The organism is Streptomyces sp. MH60 (assembly GCF_002939385.1).
Classification (GTDB): Bacteria; Actinomycetota; Actinomycetes; order Streptomycetales; family Streptomycetaceae; genus Streptomyces.
This window is the reverse complement of sequence record NZ_MULI01000109.1, coordinates 1-19,314: the sequence shown is the minus strand read 5'-3', so window position 1 is coordinate 19,314 and position 19,314 is coordinate 1. Positions and strand designations below refer to the sequence as shown.

The 19,314-nt window shown below is 73.1% G+C and carries 20 protein-coding genes and 2 pseudogenes; 7 read left to right on the top strand and 15 right to left on the bottom strand.

Annotation, left to right across the window (positions count from 1 at the left end):
- The 3 genes and pseudogenes from BZZ08_RS35705 to sigE form a co-directional block, all read right to left on the bottom strand.
- A pseudogene (locus BZZ08_RS35705) lies at positions 1-528 on the bottom strand (protease); the annotation flags it as partial.
- A gap of 93 nt (positions 529-621) precedes the next feature.
- Positions 622-1,611 carry an anti-sigma factor family protein gene (locus BZZ08_RS35700; RefSeq protein ID WP_104636331.1) on the bottom strand — a complete coding sequence of 330 codons (990 nt, stop codon included), beginning with the start codon at positions 1,609-1,611 and terminating at the stop codon, positions 622-624.
- Entirely contained in the window at positions 1,608-2,279 is a 672-nt protein-coding gene (gene sigE, locus BZZ08_RS35695) for an RNA polymerase sigma factor SigE (RefSeq protein ID WP_104636330.1), read from the bottom strand. The genes BZZ08_RS35700 and sigE overlap by 4 nt, the downstream gene beginning before the upstream one ends.
- Positions 2,280-2,525: 246 nt before the next feature.
- Between sigE and BZZ08_RS35690 the strand changes: the two genes are divergently transcribed.
- The gene (locus BZZ08_RS35690; RefSeq protein WP_078884611.1) at positions 2,526-3,224 is read left to right on the top strand and encodes an O-methyltransferase; all 699 of its coding nucleotides are present in this window, start codon (positions 2,526-2,528) and stop codon (positions 3,222-3,224) included.
- Positions 3,225-3,359: 135 nt separating this feature from the next.
- On the opposite strand, the gene BZZ08_RS35685 is transcribed toward BZZ08_RS35690, so the two are convergent.
- On the bottom strand, positions 3,360-3,527 hold the full coding sequence (locus BZZ08_RS35685) for a DUF3117 domain-containing protein (RefSeq protein WP_003966491.1): 168 nt from the start codon (positions 3,525-3,527) through the stop codon (positions 3,360-3,362).
- A 381-nt stretch (positions 3,528-3,908) separates the two neighbouring features.
- On the opposite strand from BZZ08_RS35685, the gene chcB reads away from it, so the two are divergent.
- Complete coding sequence (chcB, locus tag BZZ08_RS35680; RefSeq protein ID WP_104636329.1) at positions 3,909-4,712, top strand: 2-cyclohexenylcarbonyl CoA isomerase; 804 nt, start codon at positions 3,909-3,911, stop codon at positions 4,710-4,712.
- A gap of 36 nt (positions 4,713-4,748) precedes the next feature.
- Here the strand turns inward: chcB and BZZ08_RS35675 are convergent, their stop codons facing one another.
- A complete protein-coding gene (locus BZZ08_RS35675) occupies positions 4,749-5,333 on the bottom strand; it encodes a DNA-3-methyladenine glycosylase I (protein ID WP_104636328.1) in 585 nt (194 codons plus the stop codon).
- On the bottom strand, positions 5,330-5,686 hold the full coding sequence (locus BZZ08_RS35670) for a DivIVA domain-containing protein (protein WP_198601885.1): 357 nt from the start codon (positions 5,684-5,686) through the stop codon (positions 5,330-5,332). Before BZZ08_RS35670 ends, BZZ08_RS35675 begins: the two co-directional genes overlap by 4 nt.
- 193 nt (positions 5,687-5,879) lie before the next feature.
- On the opposite strand from BZZ08_RS35670, the gene folP reads away from it, so the two are divergent.
- Positions 5,880-6,740, top strand: a complete 861-nt coding sequence (gene folP, locus BZZ08_RS35665) for a dihydropteroate synthase (protein WP_104636332.1) — start codon at positions 5,880-5,882, stop codon at positions 6,738-6,740.
- Between the two features lie 96 nt (positions 6,741-6,836).
- Here folP and BZZ08_RS35660 read toward each other — a convergent pair whose 3' ends face one another.
- Complete coding sequence (locus tag BZZ08_RS35660) at positions 6,837-7,595, bottom strand: LOG family protein (protein ID WP_104636326.1); 759 nt, start codon at positions 7,593-7,595, stop codon at positions 6,837-6,839.
- 108 nt (positions 7,596-7,703) lie between these two features.
- Entirely contained in the window at positions 7,704-8,783 is a 1,080-nt protein-coding gene (dapE, locus tag BZZ08_RS35655; RefSeq protein WP_104636325.1) for a succinyl-diaminopimelate desuccinylase, read from the bottom strand.
- Between the two features lie 83 nt (positions 8,784-8,866).
- Here dapE and BZZ08_RS35650 point away from each other — a divergent pair, with 83 nt between their 5' ends.
- Together BZZ08_RS35650 and BZZ08_RS35645 are read left to right on the top strand one after the other, a co-directional pair.
- Complete coding sequence (locus tag BZZ08_RS35650; RefSeq protein ID WP_104636324.1) at positions 8,867-9,835, top strand: heavy metal transporter; 969 nt, start codon at positions 8,867-8,869, stop codon at positions 9,833-9,835.
- A 324-nt stretch (positions 9,836-10,159) separates the two neighbouring features.
- Positions 10,160-10,591 carry an ATP-binding protein gene (locus tag BZZ08_RS35645; protein ID WP_104636323.1) on the top strand — a complete coding sequence of 144 codons (432 nt, stop codon included), beginning with the start codon at positions 10,160-10,162 and terminating at the stop codon, positions 10,589-10,591.
- A gap of 134 nt (positions 10,592-10,725) precedes the next feature.
- Here the strand turns inward: BZZ08_RS35645 and BZZ08_RS35640 are convergent, their stop codons facing one another.
- Entirely contained in the window at positions 10,726-11,865 is a 1,140-nt protein-coding gene (locus BZZ08_RS35640) for a bifunctional succinyldiaminopimelate transaminase/glutamate-prephenate aminotransferase (RefSeq protein WP_104636322.1), read from the bottom strand.
- 119 nt (positions 11,866-11,984) lie between these two features.
- Complete coding sequence (gene fdxA, locus BZZ08_RS35635; protein ID WP_003973842.1) at positions 11,985-12,305, bottom strand: ferredoxin; 321 nt, start codon at positions 12,303-12,305, stop codon at positions 11,985-11,987.
- Between the two features lie 140 nt (positions 12,306-12,445).
- Between fdxA and BZZ08_RS35630 the strand changes: the two genes are divergently transcribed.
- Together BZZ08_RS35630 and BZZ08_RS35625 are read left to right on the top strand one after the other, a co-directional pair.
- Positions 12,446-13,462 carry a GNAT family N-acetyltransferase gene (locus BZZ08_RS35630; RefSeq protein WP_104636321.1) on the top strand — a complete coding sequence of 339 codons (1,017 nt, stop codon included), beginning with the start codon at positions 12,446-12,448 and terminating at the stop codon, positions 13,460-13,462.
- 40 nt (positions 13,463-13,502) lie between these two features.
- Complete coding sequence (locus BZZ08_RS35625) at positions 13,503-14,387, top strand: transglutaminase-like domain-containing protein (protein ID WP_104636320.1); 885 nt, start codon at positions 13,503-13,505, stop codon at positions 14,385-14,387.
- Between the two features lie 112 nt (positions 14,388-14,499).
- On the opposite strand, the gene BZZ08_RS35620 is transcribed toward BZZ08_RS35625, so the two are convergent.
- The 5 genes and pseudogenes from BZZ08_RS35620 to BZZ08_RS35600 all read right to left on the bottom strand — a co-directional run.
- Positions 14,500-15,114, bottom strand: a complete 615-nt coding sequence (locus BZZ08_RS35620; protein ID WP_087807387.1) for a response regulator transcription factor — start codon at positions 15,112-15,114, stop codon at positions 14,500-14,502.
- The gene (locus BZZ08_RS35615) at positions 15,111-16,277 is read right to left on the bottom strand and encodes a sensor histidine kinase (protein WP_104636319.1); all 1,167 of its coding nucleotides are present in this window, start codon (positions 16,275-16,277) and stop codon (positions 15,111-15,113) included. The genes BZZ08_RS35620 and BZZ08_RS35615 overlap by 4 nt, the downstream gene beginning before the upstream one ends.
- Complete coding sequence (locus tag BZZ08_RS35610) at positions 16,274-17,014, bottom strand: ABC transporter permease (RefSeq protein ID WP_104636318.1); 741 nt, start codon at positions 17,012-17,014, stop codon at positions 16,274-16,276. The genes BZZ08_RS35615 and BZZ08_RS35610 overlap by 4 nt, the downstream gene beginning before the upstream one ends.
- Entirely contained in the window at positions 17,011-17,919 is a 909-nt protein-coding gene (locus BZZ08_RS35605; protein WP_104636317.1) for an ABC transporter ATP-binding protein, read from the bottom strand. Before BZZ08_RS35605 ends, BZZ08_RS35610 begins: the two co-directional genes overlap by 4 nt.
- A gap of 143 nt (positions 17,920-18,062) precedes the next feature.
- Positions 18,063-19,314, bottom strand: a pseudogene (locus BZZ08_RS35600) (hypothetical protein); the annotation flags it as partial.

Genomic DNA, 19,314 nt, shown 5'->3' with positions numbered 1-19,314 from the left:
CGCCGGGGCGGGCGTGCGGGGCGCGTGCGGGGCCGCCGCCGTCGCCGTGCCGTGCGCGGGTGTGGCCGCCGGATGCTGGACCGGCGGAGCGGGGGCCCAGGGGCCCGGCTCACCGTAGGGCGGGGTGCTGTACGGGTCGGGTTCGTGCAGCGGCTTGGGACGCTCGTCGGCGGGCGCGGCGTCGGCGGGCGGGGCGGAGCCGGTCCCCGCGTGGGACCGCGACCTCACGGCCTCGGCCGGAAAGGCGTCCTCCGCCGGGACAGCGCGCCGGTCCCCCTGCCGAGGCAGACCGGCGTCCGCCGGTTCGGCGGGCTCGGGGCGGGGGAGGTCCAGCTCGTAGTCACCCTCGTCGGTCGCGCGGGGCGTCGCCGGGCGCTCCAGCTCGAAGTCGCCCCCGTCGGCGGCCGTGCCCGTGCCCGTGGTGGGGATCGGGCGGGGGCGTTCCAGTTCGAAGTCGCCGTCGGGCGCGTCTTCGGACGAGCGGGGACGACTCCACCACTTCGCCTTCGTGGGCTTCCCCTCGTTCATGTTCTCCCCGCAGCTGGCCGCAGATCGTCGGCTCCAAGGGCTCTGGCGCCACCCCGGATTCAATCAGGTTCGCGGACCGGCGCGCAGAGCCCGTCAGCGAACCGGCGGGTAGGAGGTGGCCGGGGAAGCCGCGGGATAGGGCGACGGCGCCGGGTCGGGGGCGGTGAGCAGGCCGGGCGGCCTGACCTCGGTGGCCGCCGTCGACCAGGAACTCAGGGAGAGCGGCGGAACGGCTTCCAGCGGCCGTATCAGCGGGGACATGGCGGCAGCACCGGCCGTCACCGGAGTGGTCAGCGCCCGGACGGCCTGCTGCCGTGCGTCGCTCCCGGCGGGGGCCGGCATCCCGGGCAGCAACGGCGCGGAGGCGGTGGTGGACGCGACGGGGGTGTCGCCCAGTACGCGCTGGCCCTGCCCGAGCAGCGGACCGCTCGTGCGGCGGCGCTGGCTCTCGGAGCCGGTGGCCGCGGCTGCGCCGGGGGTACGCAGCGGCGTCACGTTGCTGCCGCTGCCCGAGCCGCGGGCCTCGGTGGTGGTGTCCGGGGTGCCGAGGGTGACACCGCCCAGCGCGATCGCGGCCAGCGACACCGCTCCTGCGGCGACGAAGGCGAACCGCAGTCCGCGCGAGGCCGAACGGTCGGACTCCTGCCGGTGCACGTCGTGGATGCGGAAGCCGCGCCCCGACGAGGAGGGCGGCAGCACCGAGGCGTGCGGCCGGGCGGGGACGTAGTCGAACTCGAACCGCTCGCCCCGCCTCGGGCCGAGGACGCCGGGGCTCGCGGACGTGCGGAAGCCTCCGGCCAGTCCGGCGAGCGGCGGGCCGCCACCGTCCGTGTCGCCACCGGGGAGCCCCTGGAGGCGGGCCAGGAAGCTCTCGGAGGGGGCCGGCGGGGCCGCTTCGGCGAACACGTTCTTCAGTCGGCGCTGGGCGTCGACCTCCGTCTTGCACTTCGGGCAGGTCGCCACGTGCGCCAGCACGCGCTCACGCGCGTCATGACCGAGCTCGCCGTCCACCAGGGCGGAGAGCCGGTCTCCCAGGTGCTGCTCTGCGAGGTGTCCCTCGCACTCAGGCCGTGATCCACTCACGCGCTCGTGCCCCCTCCTCCCAGTGCGGGGACGCCGGCCGCGAACGAGCGGCGGTCGGCCCGCGCCTTGGGCGAACGGTGCGCGAGCGCCTTGCGCAGCTGGGAACGGCCGCGATGGATGCGGGAGCGGACCGTGCCGAGCTTGACGCCGAGGGTCGCGGCGATCTCCTCGTACGACAGCCCCTCGATGTCGCACAGGACGACGGCGGCACGGAACTCGGGCGCGAGGGTGTCCAGCGCCTGCTGGACGTCCGCGTCGAAGTGGGCGTCGTGGAAGAGCTGCTGCGGGGTGGGCTCCCTGCTGGGCAGGCGCTCGGCCGCGTCGTCACCCAGCGCGTCGAACCGGATGCGCTGCTTGCGGCGGACCATGTCGAGGAAGAGATTGGTGGTGATGCGGTGGAGCCAGCCCTCGAAGGTGCCCGGCGTGTAGGTCGACAGGGACCGGAAGACGCGGACGAAGACCTCCTGGGTGAGGTCCTCGGCGTCGTGCTGGTTGCCCGTGAGGCGGTAGGCGAGGCGGTAGACCCGGCCGCTGTGGGTGCTGACGATCTCCTCCCAGGTGGGCGGAGTCCACGCCTGCCCGTCCGCGTCGCTGGAGAAGGTCGCGGTCTGGGCGGACCCCCTGGCGGGGCCGTCGGAGTGGCTGTGGTCAGCAGCGGTGTCGTTCACGGATTTCGGCCTGCCTGCCGATCCGAGGAAGCGCCGCAGCACTCCGCCCCGATCCGCGGGTGCGGCCGCACCTCCCCTGTCGGCTCTGGTGGTGTCCAGTGGAGCCCCTACCATAGCCACCTCGCCCGTTAGCTCCGGATAAGCGGTTTTACGAGAATTTGATCTGCGCCCGTACGGCTCGTCCCCCGGGCCGCTCGGTCGCCTCTTCCGTTCCGCCTCTTGCTTCCCCTTTTAACGACTGGTCCCATCTGCGGGTTCCCGACGCCAACGGATACAGTCACGCCGAGGCAACGACGGGGACAGGAGAGGGTCATTACCGGCAACCGGCAGACGAGCTGGGCGTTCGCCGACGCCTATGTCGCCGAGGACGACGCGCTGCTCTGGGCACGCGACCGGGCCCGCGAGGCGGGTCTGCGCTCGGTGACCCCGGGCACCGGCTCCGCCCTGGGGTTGCTCGCCGCCGCCGTGGACGCCAAGGCGGTCGCGGAGATCGGCACCGGCTGCGGCGTCTCCGGGATCCATCTGCTGCACGGCATGCGGCCGGACGGGGTACTGACGACGGTCGACCCGGAGCCGGAGCACCAGCAGTTCGCCCGCCAGGCCTTCCGGGCCGCGGGCTTCGCCAGCAACCGCGCCCGCTTCATTCCCGGGCGCGCCCTGGACGTGCTGCCCCGGCTCGCGGACGCCGGCTACGACCTCGTCTTCTGCGACGGCGACCGTCTGGAGTACCTGGACTACCTCGCTGAATCGTTGCGTCTGCTGCGCCCCGGAGGCCTCGTCGCCTTCGAGGGCGTCTTCGGCGCCGGCCGCACGATCGACTCGGGACCACAGCCCACCGAGGTGCTGCGGGTACGGGAACTGCTGCGCGCGGTGCGGGAGAGCCAGGAGCTGGTGCCCTCGCTGCTCCCGGTGGGCGACGGACTGCTGTGCGCCGTGAAGCGCTGAACCGAAGTCGCACGGACAGCCCTCACCCGAATGCCGAGGAAAACGCACCCGGCGTCGGGAAAGGCCGTCACACGACAACCACCCCGGCACCATGTGCGGTACCGGGGTGATTGCACGGTTGTGGTCGCTCGCGCGTCAGCCGACGACCTTCTTGAGGGCGTCGCCGAGCGCGTCGGCCTCGTCGGGGGTCAGCTCGACGACGAGTCGCCCGCCGCCTTCGAGCGGAACGCGCATGACGATGCCCCGCCCCTCCTTGGTCACCTCGAGCGGGCCATCACCCGTCCGCGGCTTCATGGCCGCCATGCTCGTTCCCCTTCCTGATACCAGCTCACCGTCACCGGCGACGGCCCGTGAGGGCACGCGCATTCCGGCAAGGACGCGCGACACCGGCATCGAACACATTGCTTCCCAGCCATTATCCCGCATCCCAGGACCCGATGACCAACATCGGTCGGCATCGCTTGGGCAACGCGCGCGAGCAAAACCACTCAATTCGGCGATGTGACTGCGATACTGCGCGCCCTCACGCACTTCCACCGAATGGATACGGACCGGATTTCTTTGACGCAGGTCACACCTCATGAGCGATCCGTTCCCGGTGATCTCCGTCATGCTGTCTCCCGGACGCATGCCACCGCATGCCGCCGTACGACACTGCATCACACGACGCGGAGGGGATTTCCCATGGCCGACACCGTGCTCCACGAAGTGAGCGACGGGCTCGCGACGATCACGCTGAACCGCCCCGAGGCGATGAACGCGCTGAACATCGAGACCAAGGTCGCCCTCCGGGACGCGGTGCGCTCCGCGGCGGCGGACGACACCGTACGGGCGGTGCTGCTGACCGCGGCCGGGGAGCGCGCGTTCTGCGTCGGCCAGGACCTCAAGGAACACATCGGGCTGCTGGCCGCCGACCGGGAGACCGGCTCGGGACAGACGATGAGCACGGTGCGCGAGCACTACAACCCGATCGTGCGGGCGCTCGCCGAGGCGAAGAAGCCGGTGGTCGCCGCCGTGAACGGCGTGGCGGCCGGGGCGGGCCTCGGTTTCGCGCTCGCCGCGGACTACCGGATCGTCGCGGACACGGCGGCGTTCAACACCTCCTTCGCGGGCGTGGCGCTCACCGCGGACTCCGGCATCTCCTGGACGCTGCCGCGCGTCGTCGGCCCCGGCCGCGCCGCCGACCTGCTGCTCTTCCCGCGCAGCATCGGCGCGCAGGAGGCGTACGAGCTGGGCATCGCCACCCGGATCGTCCCCGCGGCCGACCTGCGCGCCGAGGCCGAGAAGACGGCGCGCGCGCTGGCCGAGGGGCCGACGGTGGCGTACGCGGCGCTGAAGGAGGCGATGGCGTACGGGCTGACGCACTCGCTCTCCGAGACGCTGGACAAGGAGGACGAGCTGCAGTCGCGGGCGGGTTCCTCCGAGGACCACGCGATCGCGGTGCGGGCGTTCGTCGAGAAGGAGAAGCCGAAGTACCTGGGCCGGTAGACGGCCCGGCCCGCCTCCCGGGCGGCGCCCGGCGGCTCAGGAGCGGCGGGCCACGCAGGTCGCCAGGTGGTCGTCGACCAGTCCGCACGCCTGCATCAGCGCGTACGCCGTCGTCGGGCCGACGAAGCGCAGGCCCCGCTTCTTCAGGGCCTTGGACAGCGCCGTGGACTCCGGTGTGACGGCCGGGACGTCGGCGAGGGTCTTCGGGGCCGGTCGTCCGGCCGGGTCGGGGGCGTGCGACCAGATCAGCTCGTCCAGGTCGCCGGGGGCCCACTCGGCCAGCACGCGCGCGTTGGCCAGGGTCGCATCGATCTTGGCGCGGTTGCGGATGATGCCGGCGTCGGCGAGGAGGCGCTCGCGGTCGGCCTCGGTGAAGGCGGCGACCTCGGCGATCCCGAAGCCGGCGAAGGCGCTGCGGAAGCCGGTGCGGCGGCGCAGGATGGTGATCCAGGACAGGCCGGACTGGAAGGCCTCCAGGCTGAGCCGCTCGTACAGGGCGTCGTCGCCGTGGACCGGGCGGCCCCACTCGTCGTCGTGGTACGTGATGTAGTCCGCGGTGGAGAGCGCCCAGGGGCAGCGCAGCGCGCCGTCCGGGCCCGCGAGGGCCTCCCCGGCGCTCACTGCTGCTCCTCCTGGGCCGGCTTGTCCATGACGACGTGGCGGTGGGCGGTCGCGGCGGCCCGGGCGCCCGCCAGCGCGGACTCCAGGTCGGCGATCCGGGCGTCCCGCTCGGCCAGCTCGGCACCGAGGCGGCCGAGGGCGTCGTCGACGTCCGCCATGCGGTAGCCGCGGACCACCAGCGGGAAGCGCAGCCGCTCCACGTCGCCGCGGTCCACCGGACGGTCCGGGGGCAGCGCGTCCCGTACCCGCTCGGGTGCGGCGTCGGGCAGCGGCCCGCTCTCGCCACCGCCCACCACGGCGAGCGTCACCGCGGCCACGACGACGGCCAGCGCGATGACGAGGAACAGGAACATGACCATCGCTGGGGCCCCCATGGTCGGGTCGGAGTCCGGCAGGAGTCCGAGTCGGTTGTGCCGGAGTCGGTTGTGTCGGGTCCGATCGTGCCATGCGAGTCTGACAGCCGGGACCGCGGTCGTCGAAGGACCGTGGTCCCGGGGTCGAGAACGGCACGAGAGAAACGGTGTGGTCGAGGAGATGTCACAGGGGATGCTCAGGCTGGGCAGGCGTGAATTCACGGCGCACGAGCCGGTGATCATGGCGATCGTGAACCGTACCCCGGACTCCTTCTACGACCAGGGGGCGACCTTCCGCGACGAGCCCGCCCTCGCGCGCGTGGAGCAGGCGGTGGCCGAGGGGGCCGCGATCATCGACGTCGGCGGGGTGAAGGCGGGCCCCGGGGACGAGGTGTCGGCCGCCGAGGAGGCGCGGCGGACGGTGGGCTTCGTCGCGGAGGTCCGGCGGCGGTTCCCGGACGTCGTGATCAGCGTGGACACCTGGCGGCACGAGGTCGGCGAGGCCGTGTGCGAGGCCGGGGCGGACCTGCTGAACGACGCGTGGGGCGGCGTCGACCCGAAGCTCGCCCAGGTCGCGGCCCGGTACGGGGTGGGGCTGGTGTGCACGCACGCGGGCGGCGCCGAGCCGCGCACGCGGCCGCACCGGGTGACGTACGACGACGTCGTGGCGGACATCCTGCGGGTGACGCTGGGACTGGCCGAGCGGGCGGTGGAGCTGGGGGTGCCGCGGGAGTCGGTGCTGATCGACCCCGGGCACGACTTCGGGAAGAACACCCGGCACAGCCTGGAGGCGACGCGGCGGCTCGGGGAGATGGTGGAGACGGGGTGGCCGGTGCTGGTGTCCCTGTCGAACAAGGACTTCGTCGGGGAGACGCTGGACCGGCCCGTGAAGGAACGGCTGATCGGCACGCTGGCGACGACCGCGGTCTCGGCGTGGCTGGGGTCCAGGGTGTACCGGGTGCACGAGGTGGCGGAGACCCGGCAGGTGCTGGACATGGTGGCGACGATCGCCGGGCACCGGGAGCCGGCGGTGGCCCGGCGGGGCTTGGCCTAGGACTCCGGCGGGGGTCGGCCCAGGGCTTCGGCGGAGGTCGGTCCAGGGCTTCGGCGGGGGTCGGCCCAGGGCCTCGCCCCCGCCTGTGACCTGCCGCTACCGGCCCGCCTCCTTGGAGACCAGGGCCACGGCCTCGTCCACGTCGTCCGTGACGTGGAAGAGCATGAGGTCCTTCTCCGCGGCCTTGCCCTGGGCCACCAGGGTGCCGCGGAGCCAGTCCACCAGGCCGCCCCAGTACTCGGAGCCGAACAGGACGATGGGGAAGCGGGTCACCTTCTGGGTCTGCACCAGGGTGAGGGCCTCGAAGAGCTCGTCCAGGGTGCCGAGGCCGCCGGGCAGGACGACGAAGCCCTGCGCGTACTTCACGAACATCATCTTGCGGACGAAGAAGTAGCGGAAGTTCAGGCCGATGTCGACGTAGGGGTTGAGCCCCTGCTCGAAGGGCAGTTCGATGCCCAGGCCGACCGACGTGCCCTTCGCCTCCAGGGCGCCCTTGTTGGCCGCCTCCATGGCGCCGGGCCCACCGCCGGTGATGACGGCGAAGCCCGCCTCCACCAGGCCGCGGCCCAGCCGCACGCCCGCCTCGTACTCCGGTGAGTCCACGGCCGTCCGGGCGGAGCCGAAGACGCTGATGGCGGGCGGCAGTTCGGCCAGCGTGCCGAAGCCCTCGATGAACTCCGACTGGATGCGCAGGACGCGCCAGGGGTCGGTGTGCACCCAGTCCGTCGGGGCTCGCTCGTCCAGCAGGCGCTGGTCCGTGGTGCTCTCCTGCACCTTGTCCCGCCGCCGGAGGACAGGGCCCAGGCGCTGCTCCTCCGGTGGCCGCTTCTTGCCCTCGGGGTTGCCGGTAGCCATGCGCGCTCCCTCCAGTTGCAGGTTCTTCCACCTCAGCGTAGATCTACGCGGGTTACGTACGAGGGACCTCAGCATGTCCGCCACGCAGCGACCTAAACCCGCGGTGGATCAAGCCGTCAGCCACGACCGCAGGCGTTCCTCACCGGCGAGGATCTTCGCCACCTCGACCCGCTCGTCGCGCTTGTGCGCCAGGTGCGGGTTGCCCGGGCCGTAGTTGACCGCCGGGACACCGAGGGCGGAGAAACGGGACACGTCCGTCCAGCCGTACTTCGGCTGCGGGGTGCCGCCCACCGCCTCGGTGAAGGCCGCCGCGGCCGGGTGGGACAGCCCCGGCAGGGCCGCGCCGCTGTGGTCGTCGACCACGAACTCCGTCACCCCGCAGTCCGCGAAGACCTCCCGGACGTGGGCGAGGGCGTCCTCGGGGCTGCGGTCCGGGGCGTAGCGGAAGTTCACCGTGACCACGCACTCGTCGGGGATGACGTTGCCCGCGACCCCGCCCGTGATGCCGACCGCGTTCAGGCCCTCGCGGTACTCCAGGCCGTCGATGACCGGGTAGCGCGGCTCGTACGCGGCCAGGCGCGCGAGGATGGGGGCGGCGGCGTGGATGGCGTTGGAGCCCATCCAGGAGCGCGCGGAGTGCGCCCGCTCCCCCGCCGTCTTCAGCAGCACCCGCAGGGTCCCCTGGCAGCCGCCCTCCACCTGCCCGTCGGAGGGTTCGAGGAGCACCGCGAAGTCGCCCTCCAGCCACTCGGGGTGGGCCTCGGCGACGTGCTTCAGGCCGTTCAGCTCGGCGGCGACCTCCTCGTTGTCGTAGAAGACGAAGGTCAGGTCGCGGTTGGGGGCGGGGACGGTGGCCGCGATGCGCAGCTGGACGGCGACGCCCGCCTTCATGTCGCAGGTGCCGCAGCCCCACAGCACCCCGTCCTCGTCCAGCCGGGAGGGGACGTTGCCGGCGATCGGCACGGTGTCGATGTGCCCGGCGAGGATCACGCGCTCCGTCCGGCCCAGGTCCGTGCGGGCCACGACGTTGTTGCCGTACCGGTCGACCGTCAGGTGCGGCAGGGCGCGCAGCGCGCTCTCGATCGCGTCCGCCAGGGGCTCCTCGGTGCCGCTCTCGGACGGGAAGTCGACGAGCCGCGCGGTAAGCTCCGCAGCGTCCAGCGTGAGGTCAAGCGGGGTATCGGCCATGGCCCCGACCCTAACGCCCTGCCCTTTCGGGCAGAGTGCGTACCCGGCGGACACCGGACCCTACCCTCCAGTACCTTGTACGCGTGCTCCAGCCGTCCCCACCCCCCAAACGCCGTGGCCGCCTCGCCCGTTCGGGCGCCGCCTCCATGGTCCTTCTCGCGGTCGCCGGTTATCTGGCGGTGCAGTACGTCACCGGGGGCGGGGGCGCCCCGGGGTGCAGGGTGGCCGGCGGCAAGGGCGACGGGGCGACCTACGAGTTCACGCCGGAGCAGGCGGTGAACGCGGCGACGATCACCGCCGTGGGCACCGCGCGCAAGCTGCCCGAGCGGGCCGTGACGATCGCGCTGGCGGCCGCGCTGCAGGAGTCGTCGCTGCGCAATCTGGACCACGGCGACAAGGACTCGCTCGGCCTGTTCCAGCAGCGGCCCTCGCAGGGCTGGGGCAAGCCCGAGGAGATCATGGACCCGGCGTACTCGGCGGGCCTGTTCTACGACCACCTGGTCGAGATCCCCGGCTACCTGGACCTCCCGCTGACCGACGCCGCCCAGCGCGTGCAGCGCAGCGCCTTCCCGTATGCCTACGCCAAGCACGAACCGGACGCCGCGCTGCTCTCCGCCGCGCTCACCGGACGGTCCGCGGCGACGCTGACCTGCGACGGGCTCCCCGGTACGACCCGGGAGAAGGGCCCGGACGCGGTGCGCGCGGCGCTGGTACGGGACTTCGGGCACGACGTGCTCCGCCCGGCCGGCGCCGAAGCGGGCGGCGACGCCGCCTCCGCCCGGTCCGCGGCCGGCTCCGACGAGCGGACCGTGACGCTGCCGGTGACCGGCGGCACCGGTTCCGGCGCGGCCGGGGAGCGCGGGCGGCGCGGCTGGCAGCTGGCGCACTGGGCGGTGGCCAACGCCTCCTCGCTGCACATCCAGCGGGTCACCTACGCGGGCCGGGAGTGGACCGCGGGCAACACGGACAGCAAGTGGAACCCGACGGGCGGCGCAGGCGCCAAGGGCGCGGAGCGGGCGACGGGGCCGGTGCGGATCACGTCCGCGCGGTAGCGCGCCCGTACGAAGCGTCACCTCCGCGAGTGACCCGCGTCGGCGCGAAGCACGGGTTTTCGCACCCTCACCCCCGAACGCGTCGGACCCGGGAAAATCAAGGGCCGTAAGGATTCAGCAGACTTTCCGACCGGCGCCCTTTTGCCCGTTTTTCTGTGCACCTGATAATGCGACGCATTACCAACTCTTTACGTTGGGCCGCCGCAACCTTCGTGGCTCTCAAGCGGTAGTCACTGCGTCCGAGCCCGGTCGACCACTCTCCGGTCGCCCTCCGGCCCGGTCGGATTACCCATCGTTGTTGTCGACTTACGTCGAAGGAGCATCATGTCCCTCCCCCTGACCCGTCGGATCGCCCGTGCCGCGCTGCTCGTCGCTGCGGGAGCGGCTGCCGGGGTCGGTGCGGCCGGCTCCGCCAGCGCGGCGCCCGAACTGCCGGCCACCCCGAACCTCGGGGGACTGACCGCCCTGGACGGGGCGAACGTCGGCAACACCGCCGCCTCCGCGGCCGAGAACGTCACCGAGACCGCGGGCGACACCGGCGGCAAGGCCGTCAAGAAGACCGTGCCGACCGCCGGCAAGACCGGTGGATCGGTCGTCAAGAAGGCCACGCCGGCGGCGCAGAACGCGGCCGGGGAGGCGGCGGGCTCCGCCGGGGACATCGTCGGTGACACCGCTTCGACCGCCACGAAGGGCGGCCTGCCGACGGAGGCGCTGGGCAAGGGTGGGCTGCCGGTCCAGGGGCTGCCGATCGGCTAGCGCCGGGCTTGTACGGCGCCGGGGCCCAGGGTTCGTTTCCTGGGCCCCGGCGTTTTGCTTGCCTGGGGAGTGCAGTGGACGTGTCCTGGCCGGTGCCCGGCGTCATGCCCACCCTCCCTGCCCGCGGCCGGGCCTCAGGGCTTCAGGCGCTCGACGGCCGCCTGCACGCGTTCGTCCGTTGCCGTCAGGGCTACCCGGACGAAGTTCTCGCCCGCCGGGCCGTAGAAGTCGCCCGGGGCCACCAGGATGCCTCGGTCGGCGAGGTGGGCGACCGTGGCCCAGCAGGACTCGTCGCGGGTGGCCCAGAGGTAGAGGCTGGCCTCGCTGTGCTCGATGCGGAAGCCGTGGCCGAGCAGGGCCTGGCGCAGGGCGGTGCGGCGGGCCGCGTAGCGCTCGCGCTGGACGCGGACGTGCTCGTCGTCGCCGAGGGCCGCCACCACGGCGGCCTGGGTCGGCGCCGAGGTCATCATGCCGCCGTGCTTGCGGATCTCCAGGAGCGGGCCCAGGACGGCCGGGTCGCCGGCCAGGAAGGCCGCGCGGTAGCCGGCGAGGTTGGAGCGCTTGGAGAGGGAGTGGACGGCGACCAGGCCGTCGTACGAGCCGCCGTTGACGTCCGGGTGGAGGACCGAGACCGGGGCCGCCTCCCAGCCCAGCTCCAGGTAGCACTCGTCGGAGACGACGAGGACGCCGTGCTCGCGGGCCCAGGCCACGATGCGGGTCAGGTCGCCCTTGGAGAGCACCTGGCCGGTCGGGTTCGACGGGGAGTTGAGCCAGAGGAGCTTGAGGCCCGCCGGGTCCAGCTCGGTCGGGTCGTCGTACGCCTCGTACTCCGCGCGGGCCAGGCGCGCGCCGACCTCGTACGTCGGGTAGGCCAGGCGCGGGAAGGCCACCTTGTCGCCGGGGCCGAGGCCCAGCTGGGTCGGGAGCCAGGCGACGAGTTCCTTGGAGCCGACGATGGGGAGCACGTGCCGGTGGGTGACGTCACGGGCGCCGAGACGGCGTTCCACCCAGCCGGTGATCGCGTCGCGCAGCGCCGGGGTGCCCCAGACCGTCGGGTAGCCCGGGGAGTCCGCCGCGTCGACCAGGGCCTTCTGGATCAGCTCGGGGACCGGGTCGACCGGGGTGCCGACCGAGAGGTCGACGATGCCGCCCGGGTGGGCCGCGGCCGTCTTCTTGTACGGCTCCAGCTTGTCCCAGGGGAAGTCGGGAAGGCGGTCGCGCAGCGACCCGGCAGGGTGGTGGGCGACGGGTGAGCGGTCGGAGACTGCGGACACGGTGGGTGGCTCCCTTTCCTCGTGAGCGCCCGGCACGGCAAACGCCTCGGTCCCGTGCGGCGCCGATCGGGGTGATCAGGCCGTACGGGACCGAGGCGGCGCGTGCGTGCGGGCCGCTCTTACTGGTTCTGCGGCGGCAGCGCGGCGACGAAGGGGTGGTCGCGCTCGATCAGCCCCAGCTTGCTGGCGCCGCCCGGCGAACCGAGCTCGTCGAAGAACTCGACGTTCGCCTTGTAGTAGTCCTTCCACTCCTCGGGAGTGTCGTCCTCGTAGAAGATCGCCTCGACCGGGCAGACCGGCTCACAGGCACCACAGTCGACGCATTCGTCCGGGTGGATGTACAAGGACCGCTGGCCCTCGTAGATGCAGTCGACCGGGCACTCCTCGATGCACGCCTTGTCCTTCACGTCGACACAAGGCTGCGCGATGACGTAGGTCACGCTGTCGTTCCTCCTCGATAGGGCGCTGGCGGGCCTCCTCAGGCTCCGCCGCCTGGCGCGCGGGAGCGCGGCGTCGTCGATGCCCGCCCCTAGTATCTCCGTTCTTGGGCATGATCCGAACAGGAGGGGTGGACAGACCCGTGGAAATCTCTGCCGCAGGGCGACTTGAGGTCCGTATCACCGCTGCTGACGTGGGCAAACGAGTCTCCGTACGGCGCTTGAGCGAAGCGGGTGTCGCGGGTGAGAAGTTCACCGACACGGTCGGTGTTCTCACATCATGGACCGACGGTGTGCTGCTGATCACACGAAAGGGTGGCGAATCCGTGCGTGTCGCGGAGTCCGCCCTGGTCGCCGGAAAGGTCGTGCCGGCCGCGCCCGCCCGCCGTCGCGGTCCCGCCGCGTCCTACGAGGAGCTGGCGCGCATCACCGCGCGGGCCTGGCCCCCGGTGGAGAGCGAGCGGCTCGGCGCCTGGGAGCTGCGGGCCGCCGGGGGCTTCACCCGGCGGGCCAACTCCGTGCTGCCGCTCGGCGATCCGGGGCTGCCCCTCGACGAGGCGCTGACCGCCGTACGCCGCTGGTACGGCGAGCGCGGGCTGCCCGCGTACGTCCAGACCGCCACCGGCGCCGACGGCACGCAGGAGCTGCTGTGCGCGGAGCTGGAGCGGCGGGGCTGGGTCCGGGAGGTGACGGCCGAGGTGTGGACGGGCGGACTCGCGCCGGTCGCCGATCTGGCCGAGGGCACCGGTGTGCTCCTGTCCCGGGAGGCGGACGAGGCGTGGCTGGCCCGGTATCAACGCAAGGGCGTGAGCGACGTGGCCCTGCGGGTGCTGGGCGGGGGGCCGTCGGTGTGGTTCGCCACGGTGCCCGGCGCGGACGCGACGGGTGCCCCGGCGGCGATCGGACGGTGTGTCGTGGACGGGCGCTGGGCCTCCTTCGCGGCCGTCGAGGTCGACCCCGCGCAGCGGCGCCGGGGACTCGCGACCGCCGTCATGGCCGCGCTGGCCCGGCGGGCGCTCGACGAGGGCGCGTCGGCGGCGTGGCTCCAGGTGGAGACGGACAACACCGGCGCCCGGGCGCTGTACGCCGGGATGGGCTTCGCCGCGCACCACGCCTACCACCACTACCGGGAGCCCGGGGATACCGGGACGGACCGGTGATCCGTCGCCTGACATCGCTGTGAAAGGGCACGAGCCGGCCATGCGTCATCCTCATCCACCCCAGCCCCCGTCGCCGGAACGTTCGGCCGAACTGCGGCGGCGGTTCGCCGAAGAGGCGCGGTCCGAGCGGCCCGACCTGGCCACGCTGTGCCTGCTGGTGGGCGCGGAGGCGGACGGGACGCTGGACGAGGCCGGGCTGGACGCCGCGCAGGTGGAACTGGACCGGCTGGCCGGGCAGTTGCCGTTCCGGCCGGGTACGCCGCGGGCCTGGGCGGTGGCACTGCGGGACCTGCTCGGCGAGCGGTACGGGTTCCACGGGGCCGCGGCCGACTACCAGCGGCTGGAGTCGTCGCTGCTGCACGAGGTGCTGCGGCGCCGGCGCGGGCTGCCGATCCTGCTGTCGGTGGTGTGGATCGAGGTGGCCAGGCGGGCGGGGGCGCCGGTGTACGGGGTCGCCTTGCCCGGCCATTTCGTGGTCGGGTTCGGGGCGGAGCCGGGGCCGGGTTCCGGGTCCCTGGAGGAGCGGGTGCTCGTCGACCCGTTCGACGGGGGGCGGCTGCTGAGCGGGCAGGACGCGGAGGTGCTGGTCGCCGGGGCGACGGGGGTGGAGCTGCGGCCGTCGATGCTGGAGCCAGCGGCGCCGTTGGACGTCGTGTCCCGGGTGCTGAACAACATCCGGGCGTGGGCGGCCAGGCGGCCGGAGCAGTCGGCGGTGGGCCTGTGGGCGGTCGACCTGGCGCTGCTGTTGCCGGCGCATGCGGCGCGGTTGCGGTACGAGCGGGCGCGATTGCTGGTGCAGCGGGGGGACTTCCTGGCGGGGGCCGGGGAGTTGGAGGCGTACGCGGAGGTGGTGGGGGCGGTGGATCAGGCGGTCGCGGAGGAGGTGCGGGGGGAGGCGCGGACGGCTCGGGCGATGTTGAACTGAGCGTCGGTCGGTGCGGGCCGGGGGTGCGCGGCCCGGCGCCGACGGGGTGCCGCTGCGCCCACCCGTGCCGCCCCAGCGGCACGACTGCCCGCAGCTTCGGGGCGGTCGGTCGCTACAGCCAGCCCTTGTTCCTTGCCACCTGGACTGCCTCCGCGCGGTTCCTGACCGCCAGTTTCTGGATGGCCGTGGAGAGGTAGTTGCGGACCGTGCCCTGGGAGAGGTGGAGGGCGGTGGCGAGTTCGGCGTTGGTGGAGCCGTCGGCGGCGGCCCGGAGGATCTCGCGTTCGCGGTCGGTGAGGGGGTTGGCGCCCTCGGCGAGGGCCGCCGCCGCCAGGGTCGGGTCGATGACCCGCTCGCCCGCGAGTACCTTGCGTACCGCTTCGGCGAGCTGGGCGGCCGGGGCGTCCTTGACCAGGAAGGCGTCGGCGCCGGACTCCATGGCGCTGCGCAGGTAGCCGGGGCGGCCGAAGGTGGTGAGGACGACCAGCTTCACGGCCGGGAGTTCCCGGTGGAGCAGGGCCGCCGCCTCGATACCGGTCGCGCCGGGCATCTCGATGTCCAGCAGGGCCACGTCCACGCCGTGGGCGCGGGCGGCGTCCAGCACCTCGTCGCCGCGTGCCACCTGGGCGACGACCTCGATGTCCTCCTCCAGGCCGAGCAGGGCGGCCAGTGCCTCGCGGACCATCGCCTGGTCCTCGGCGAGCAGGACCTTGATCGTGCGGCTCATGCCCCGGATCCTATGTCGGCCGCCGCGGCCGCCGGGACGCGGGCGACCAGCCTGAATCCCCGGTGGGCCCCGCCCGCTTCCAGTGTGCCGCCCGCCTTGGCCAGGCGTTCGGTGAGGCCGGTGAGGCCGTTGCCGGGGGTGTGCGCGGAGCCGGGGCGGCCGGAGCCGTCGTCCTCCACCGACAGTTCCAGCACCGCGCCGTCCAGCGTCTGGCGCTCCAGCAGTTCCACCACGCAGCGCCGGGCGCCGCTGTGCCGTACGACGTTGGTGACCGCCTCGCGCAGCGCCCAGGCGAGGGCCGTCTCGGACTCCTCGGGGACACCTGCCAGGTCCGGTTCGCCGGGCAGCTCGGCGGCAACTGCGGCGGCCGTCAACGCGACCTTGGCGCCCGCCAGTTCGGTGGCGAGGCGGGCCCGGCGGTAGCCGGTGACGGCCTCGCGGACGTCGACGAGGGCCTGGCGGCTGACCTGTTCGATGTCGGCGACCTGCTGGGCGGCCTTGTCGGGGTGGGCGGGCAGCATGCGGCCCGCCAGCTCGCTCTTCAGGGTGATCAGGGAGAGCGAGTGGCCGAGCAGGTCGTGCAGGTCGCGGGCGAGGCGCAGCCGTTCCTCGTTGGCGGCGAGCTGGGCGACGGTGGCGCGGGCCTCGCGCAGCGCGAGGGTGGTCCGGACCAGCTCGCGCACGCCGGTCATGGCGAAGCCGCCCAGCAGCGCCGGGAGCAGCAGTCCGGCGATGAAGGAGGTGCCCCCCGGCACGGCGAGCGCGACGGCGGTGAGCAGCGCCGAGGCCCCCGGGATCGTCCAGCGGGCCAGACGCAGCGGCAGGGCGGCGCCGGACGCGATCGCGACGTACACGAAGAGGACCAGCCACTCGCGGCCCAGGGTGAGGGCGAGGAGTGTGGACTGGGCCGCGAGGACGGCGAGGGAGCCGAGGACCAGCTTGGTCCTCTCGCCGCCGCCGATGCGGAAGAGCAGCAGCATGTACCAGGTGACGAAGGCGGCGAGGCCGATCCAGCCGAGGATCTGGACACCGACGGCGTGGCCGCCGTGCAGCAGGTCGCTGACGGGGGCGCTCAGGTAGGCCAGCCAGATGGCGGTCCACATGACCTTGACGGTCCTCTGCCTGCGGTTCTCCGGGCGTTGCCCGATGCCGACGCCGCTCACGCCTTCAGCGTGTCCTTCCGGTACAGCCAGGCCGCGCCGCCCGCGAAGAGCACGAAGTAGACGGCGAGGACGGCGAGGTCCTGTGCGTGCGGGGCGTGACTCTGTTCGATCGACTGCCCGAGGGCAGCGTACGCGTGCGTGGGCAGCCACTCGGCGATGTCCCTGAGCCACTGCGGGAAGGTGGTGGTGGGCATCCACAGGCCGCCGAGCATGGACAGGCCGAAGTACACGATCATCGTGATCGGGCGGACCGCGTCCCCGGTCGCCAGGTAGCCGATGGCGACGCCGAGCGCGGCGAAGACCAGGCTGCCGGCCCAGATCACCCCGGTGAGGGCGAGCCACTGCCAGGCGTCCAGGCGCACGTCCTTCACGGCCGCGGCGACGACGAAGACGACCACGATGGAGGGCAGGCTGACGACGGCGGCGCTCGCCGTCTTGGCGAGGACGTAGCCGCGGCCCGGGAGGGTGGTCAGCCGCAGCTGCCGCACCCAGCCGCTCTCGCGCTCCTTGGCGATGCGCTCGCTGTTGCCCATCAGTACGGCGGTCAGGGCGCCGAAGGAGGCCATGGAGACCATGAAGAAGGTCGGCAGGGTCAGTCCGGTGCCGTCGACCTCGCCGGTGCCGTCGGCGTTTCCGGCGATCAGCAGGAACAGGGCCGAGGGGTAGATCACCGAGAAGAACAGGAATTTGCGGTTTCGCAGGGCTCGGGTGAGTTCGAGCCTGATCAGGCTGGTCACGGCTGCTTGGCCTCCTCGGCGGCGGTGAGGGCGACGAAGGCCTGCTCGAGTCCGAGTCCGGCGACTTCGAGGTTGCGGGGGTAGAGGCCGAGGCCGTACACGGCGTGCACGGTGGCGTCGGCGTCGGAGGACTGGAGGCGCACGGTCCGGCCGGACACGGTGAGGGAGGTCAGGAAGGGCAGGGCGCGCAGCACCTGTTCGTCGATCGCGCCCGCCAGGTCGAAGGAGATCCGGCGGGCCCCGGCCCTGGCCTTGATCTCGGCGGCCGTGCCGTCGGCCAGCAGCCGGCCCCGGTGCAGGACGAGCACCCGGTCGGCGACGGCGTCGGCCTCCTCCAGGTAGTGCGTGGCGAACAGCACGGTGCGGCCCTGGTCGGCCTGTTCGCGCATGGTGGCCCAGAAGGCCTGGCGGGCGGTCACGTCCATGCCGGTGGTGGGCTCGTCCAGGACGATCAGGTCGCTGTCGCCGGCGGTTGCGAGCGCGAAGCGGACCCGCTGGGCCTGGCCCCCCGAGAGCTTGTCGACCCGCCGGTCGGCGATCTGGGTGAGTCCGGCGCGGGCCAGCACGTCGGCGGCCGGGTGGGCCCTGGGGTGCAGCGCGCAGGCCAGCCGGACGAGTTCGGCGACCGTGACCTCGTCCATCAGGCCCCCGCTCTGCAGCATGGCACCCACCCGCCCGGCGACGATGGCCTCGCGCGGTTCGGTGCCGAAGACCCGGACGGTGCCGGTGTCGGGGCGTCTGAGGCCGAGCAGCAGGTCGAGCGTGGTCGACTTGCCCGCCCCGTTCGGGCCCAGCAGGGCCACGGTCTGTCCGGGGTGCAGGGCGAGTGTCAGCCCGTCGACGGCCCGGACGTCGCCGTACCCCTTGGTCACCTGGTCGAAGCCGACCACCGTTGTCCTCGTCATGCCCCCATCGTGGCCGCGGCGGCCGGGCGCCCGGCAGTGTCGGCGGTCCCGGGTGCCGGATGACAGATGTCATACGGCGTGCGGCGGCGTACGACGAGAGGGGCGCCCGGCGAGTGCGGGCGCCCCTCTCTCCTGCGGCCGCGTCAGCTGGGGTCGGTGTCGATGACGGCCACCCGGTCGGTCTTGCTCTTCAGGGCCTGGCGCATGGCGCCGTAGACGTCCTGGGGGGTGACGGCGGTCTTCGCACCGTTGGCCCGGGTGATGAGCACACCGTCGAAGGTCTGGCCGTAGAGCTCCTTGAGGGCGTTCAGGTCGGGCTTGTCGACGAGCTTGCCGTCGACGGCCGTGACCCGGAGGAACTTCCACAGCGACTTCTCGGGGCTCATCGGGATGGAGTGCGCGGCGTCCGTCTGCACGGTCACCCTGGCCGACATGGCCGGCTCGGCGAACTCCTTCAGCATCCGGTCGACCTCGGCCTTGGAGACCGTGGGTTCCCTGGTGGTCGTCGGCACGTTCACCCCGGTGGCGGTGCCCGTCTCCACCTGGGCGCGGTACGCGGCCTGCACGGCCTCGGTCGACTTGGCGACGTCTATGCCCTTGCCGGCCTTGCCGTACACGGGGACGGCCTTGCCCGACTCGAACTTGATCGTGCCCTCGGTCACCGACCCGGCCCCGCTCGCGGCGTTCTGCAGGGCGGCGTGCAGCTTCTCCTCGTCGACGGGCATGACCGGTTCGACGACCCGCTTCTGGCCGAAGAGCGAGCCGATCACGGACATCGGGTTGTAGTCGCTCGTCGCCGCGTCGCTGGCCGTGGCCTGGGTGTCGAGCTGGAGTCCCGCCTGGTCCGGCTTCAGGGAGACGCTGTCGCCGCCCACGGTGAGCTTGAGCGGCTTGGCCGCGCGGGCACCGAGGGCCGCGTCCAGCTTCTCGACGGCGTCGTCGCGGGTGCCGCCGCCGATGTCGACGCCGAGCACGGTGGTGCCCTTGGGCACGTCGGAACGGTTCATCAGCAGGCCGGCGCCGTAGGCGACACCGGCGACGACGACCAGTCCGCCGACGAGCAGCGGGAGCTTCCTGCGTCCCTTCTTCTTGGCGGGCTTGGCGGAGCTCGCCGGCGGCGCGGAGACCGGCTCGGGCAGCTTGGGCGGCGTGTGCGGCAGCGGCCCGTCGCCGGACGCGGCCCGGAACGGCTCGTTGCGCTCGCCCGGTACGACGGGGATGCCGCTGGTGACGGTGTTGCCGGAGATGTTGTCCGGGTTGCCCATGCCGGGGGGAACCGGCCGCTGCGGGGTGAGGATCGCGGTGTCGTCGCTGAGCCCGCCGCCGGGGCCGGGGCGGGCGGGGTCCGGGCCCGCGCCGGGACCGGAGCCCGCGGGCCCGCCCAGGCTGCCCGGG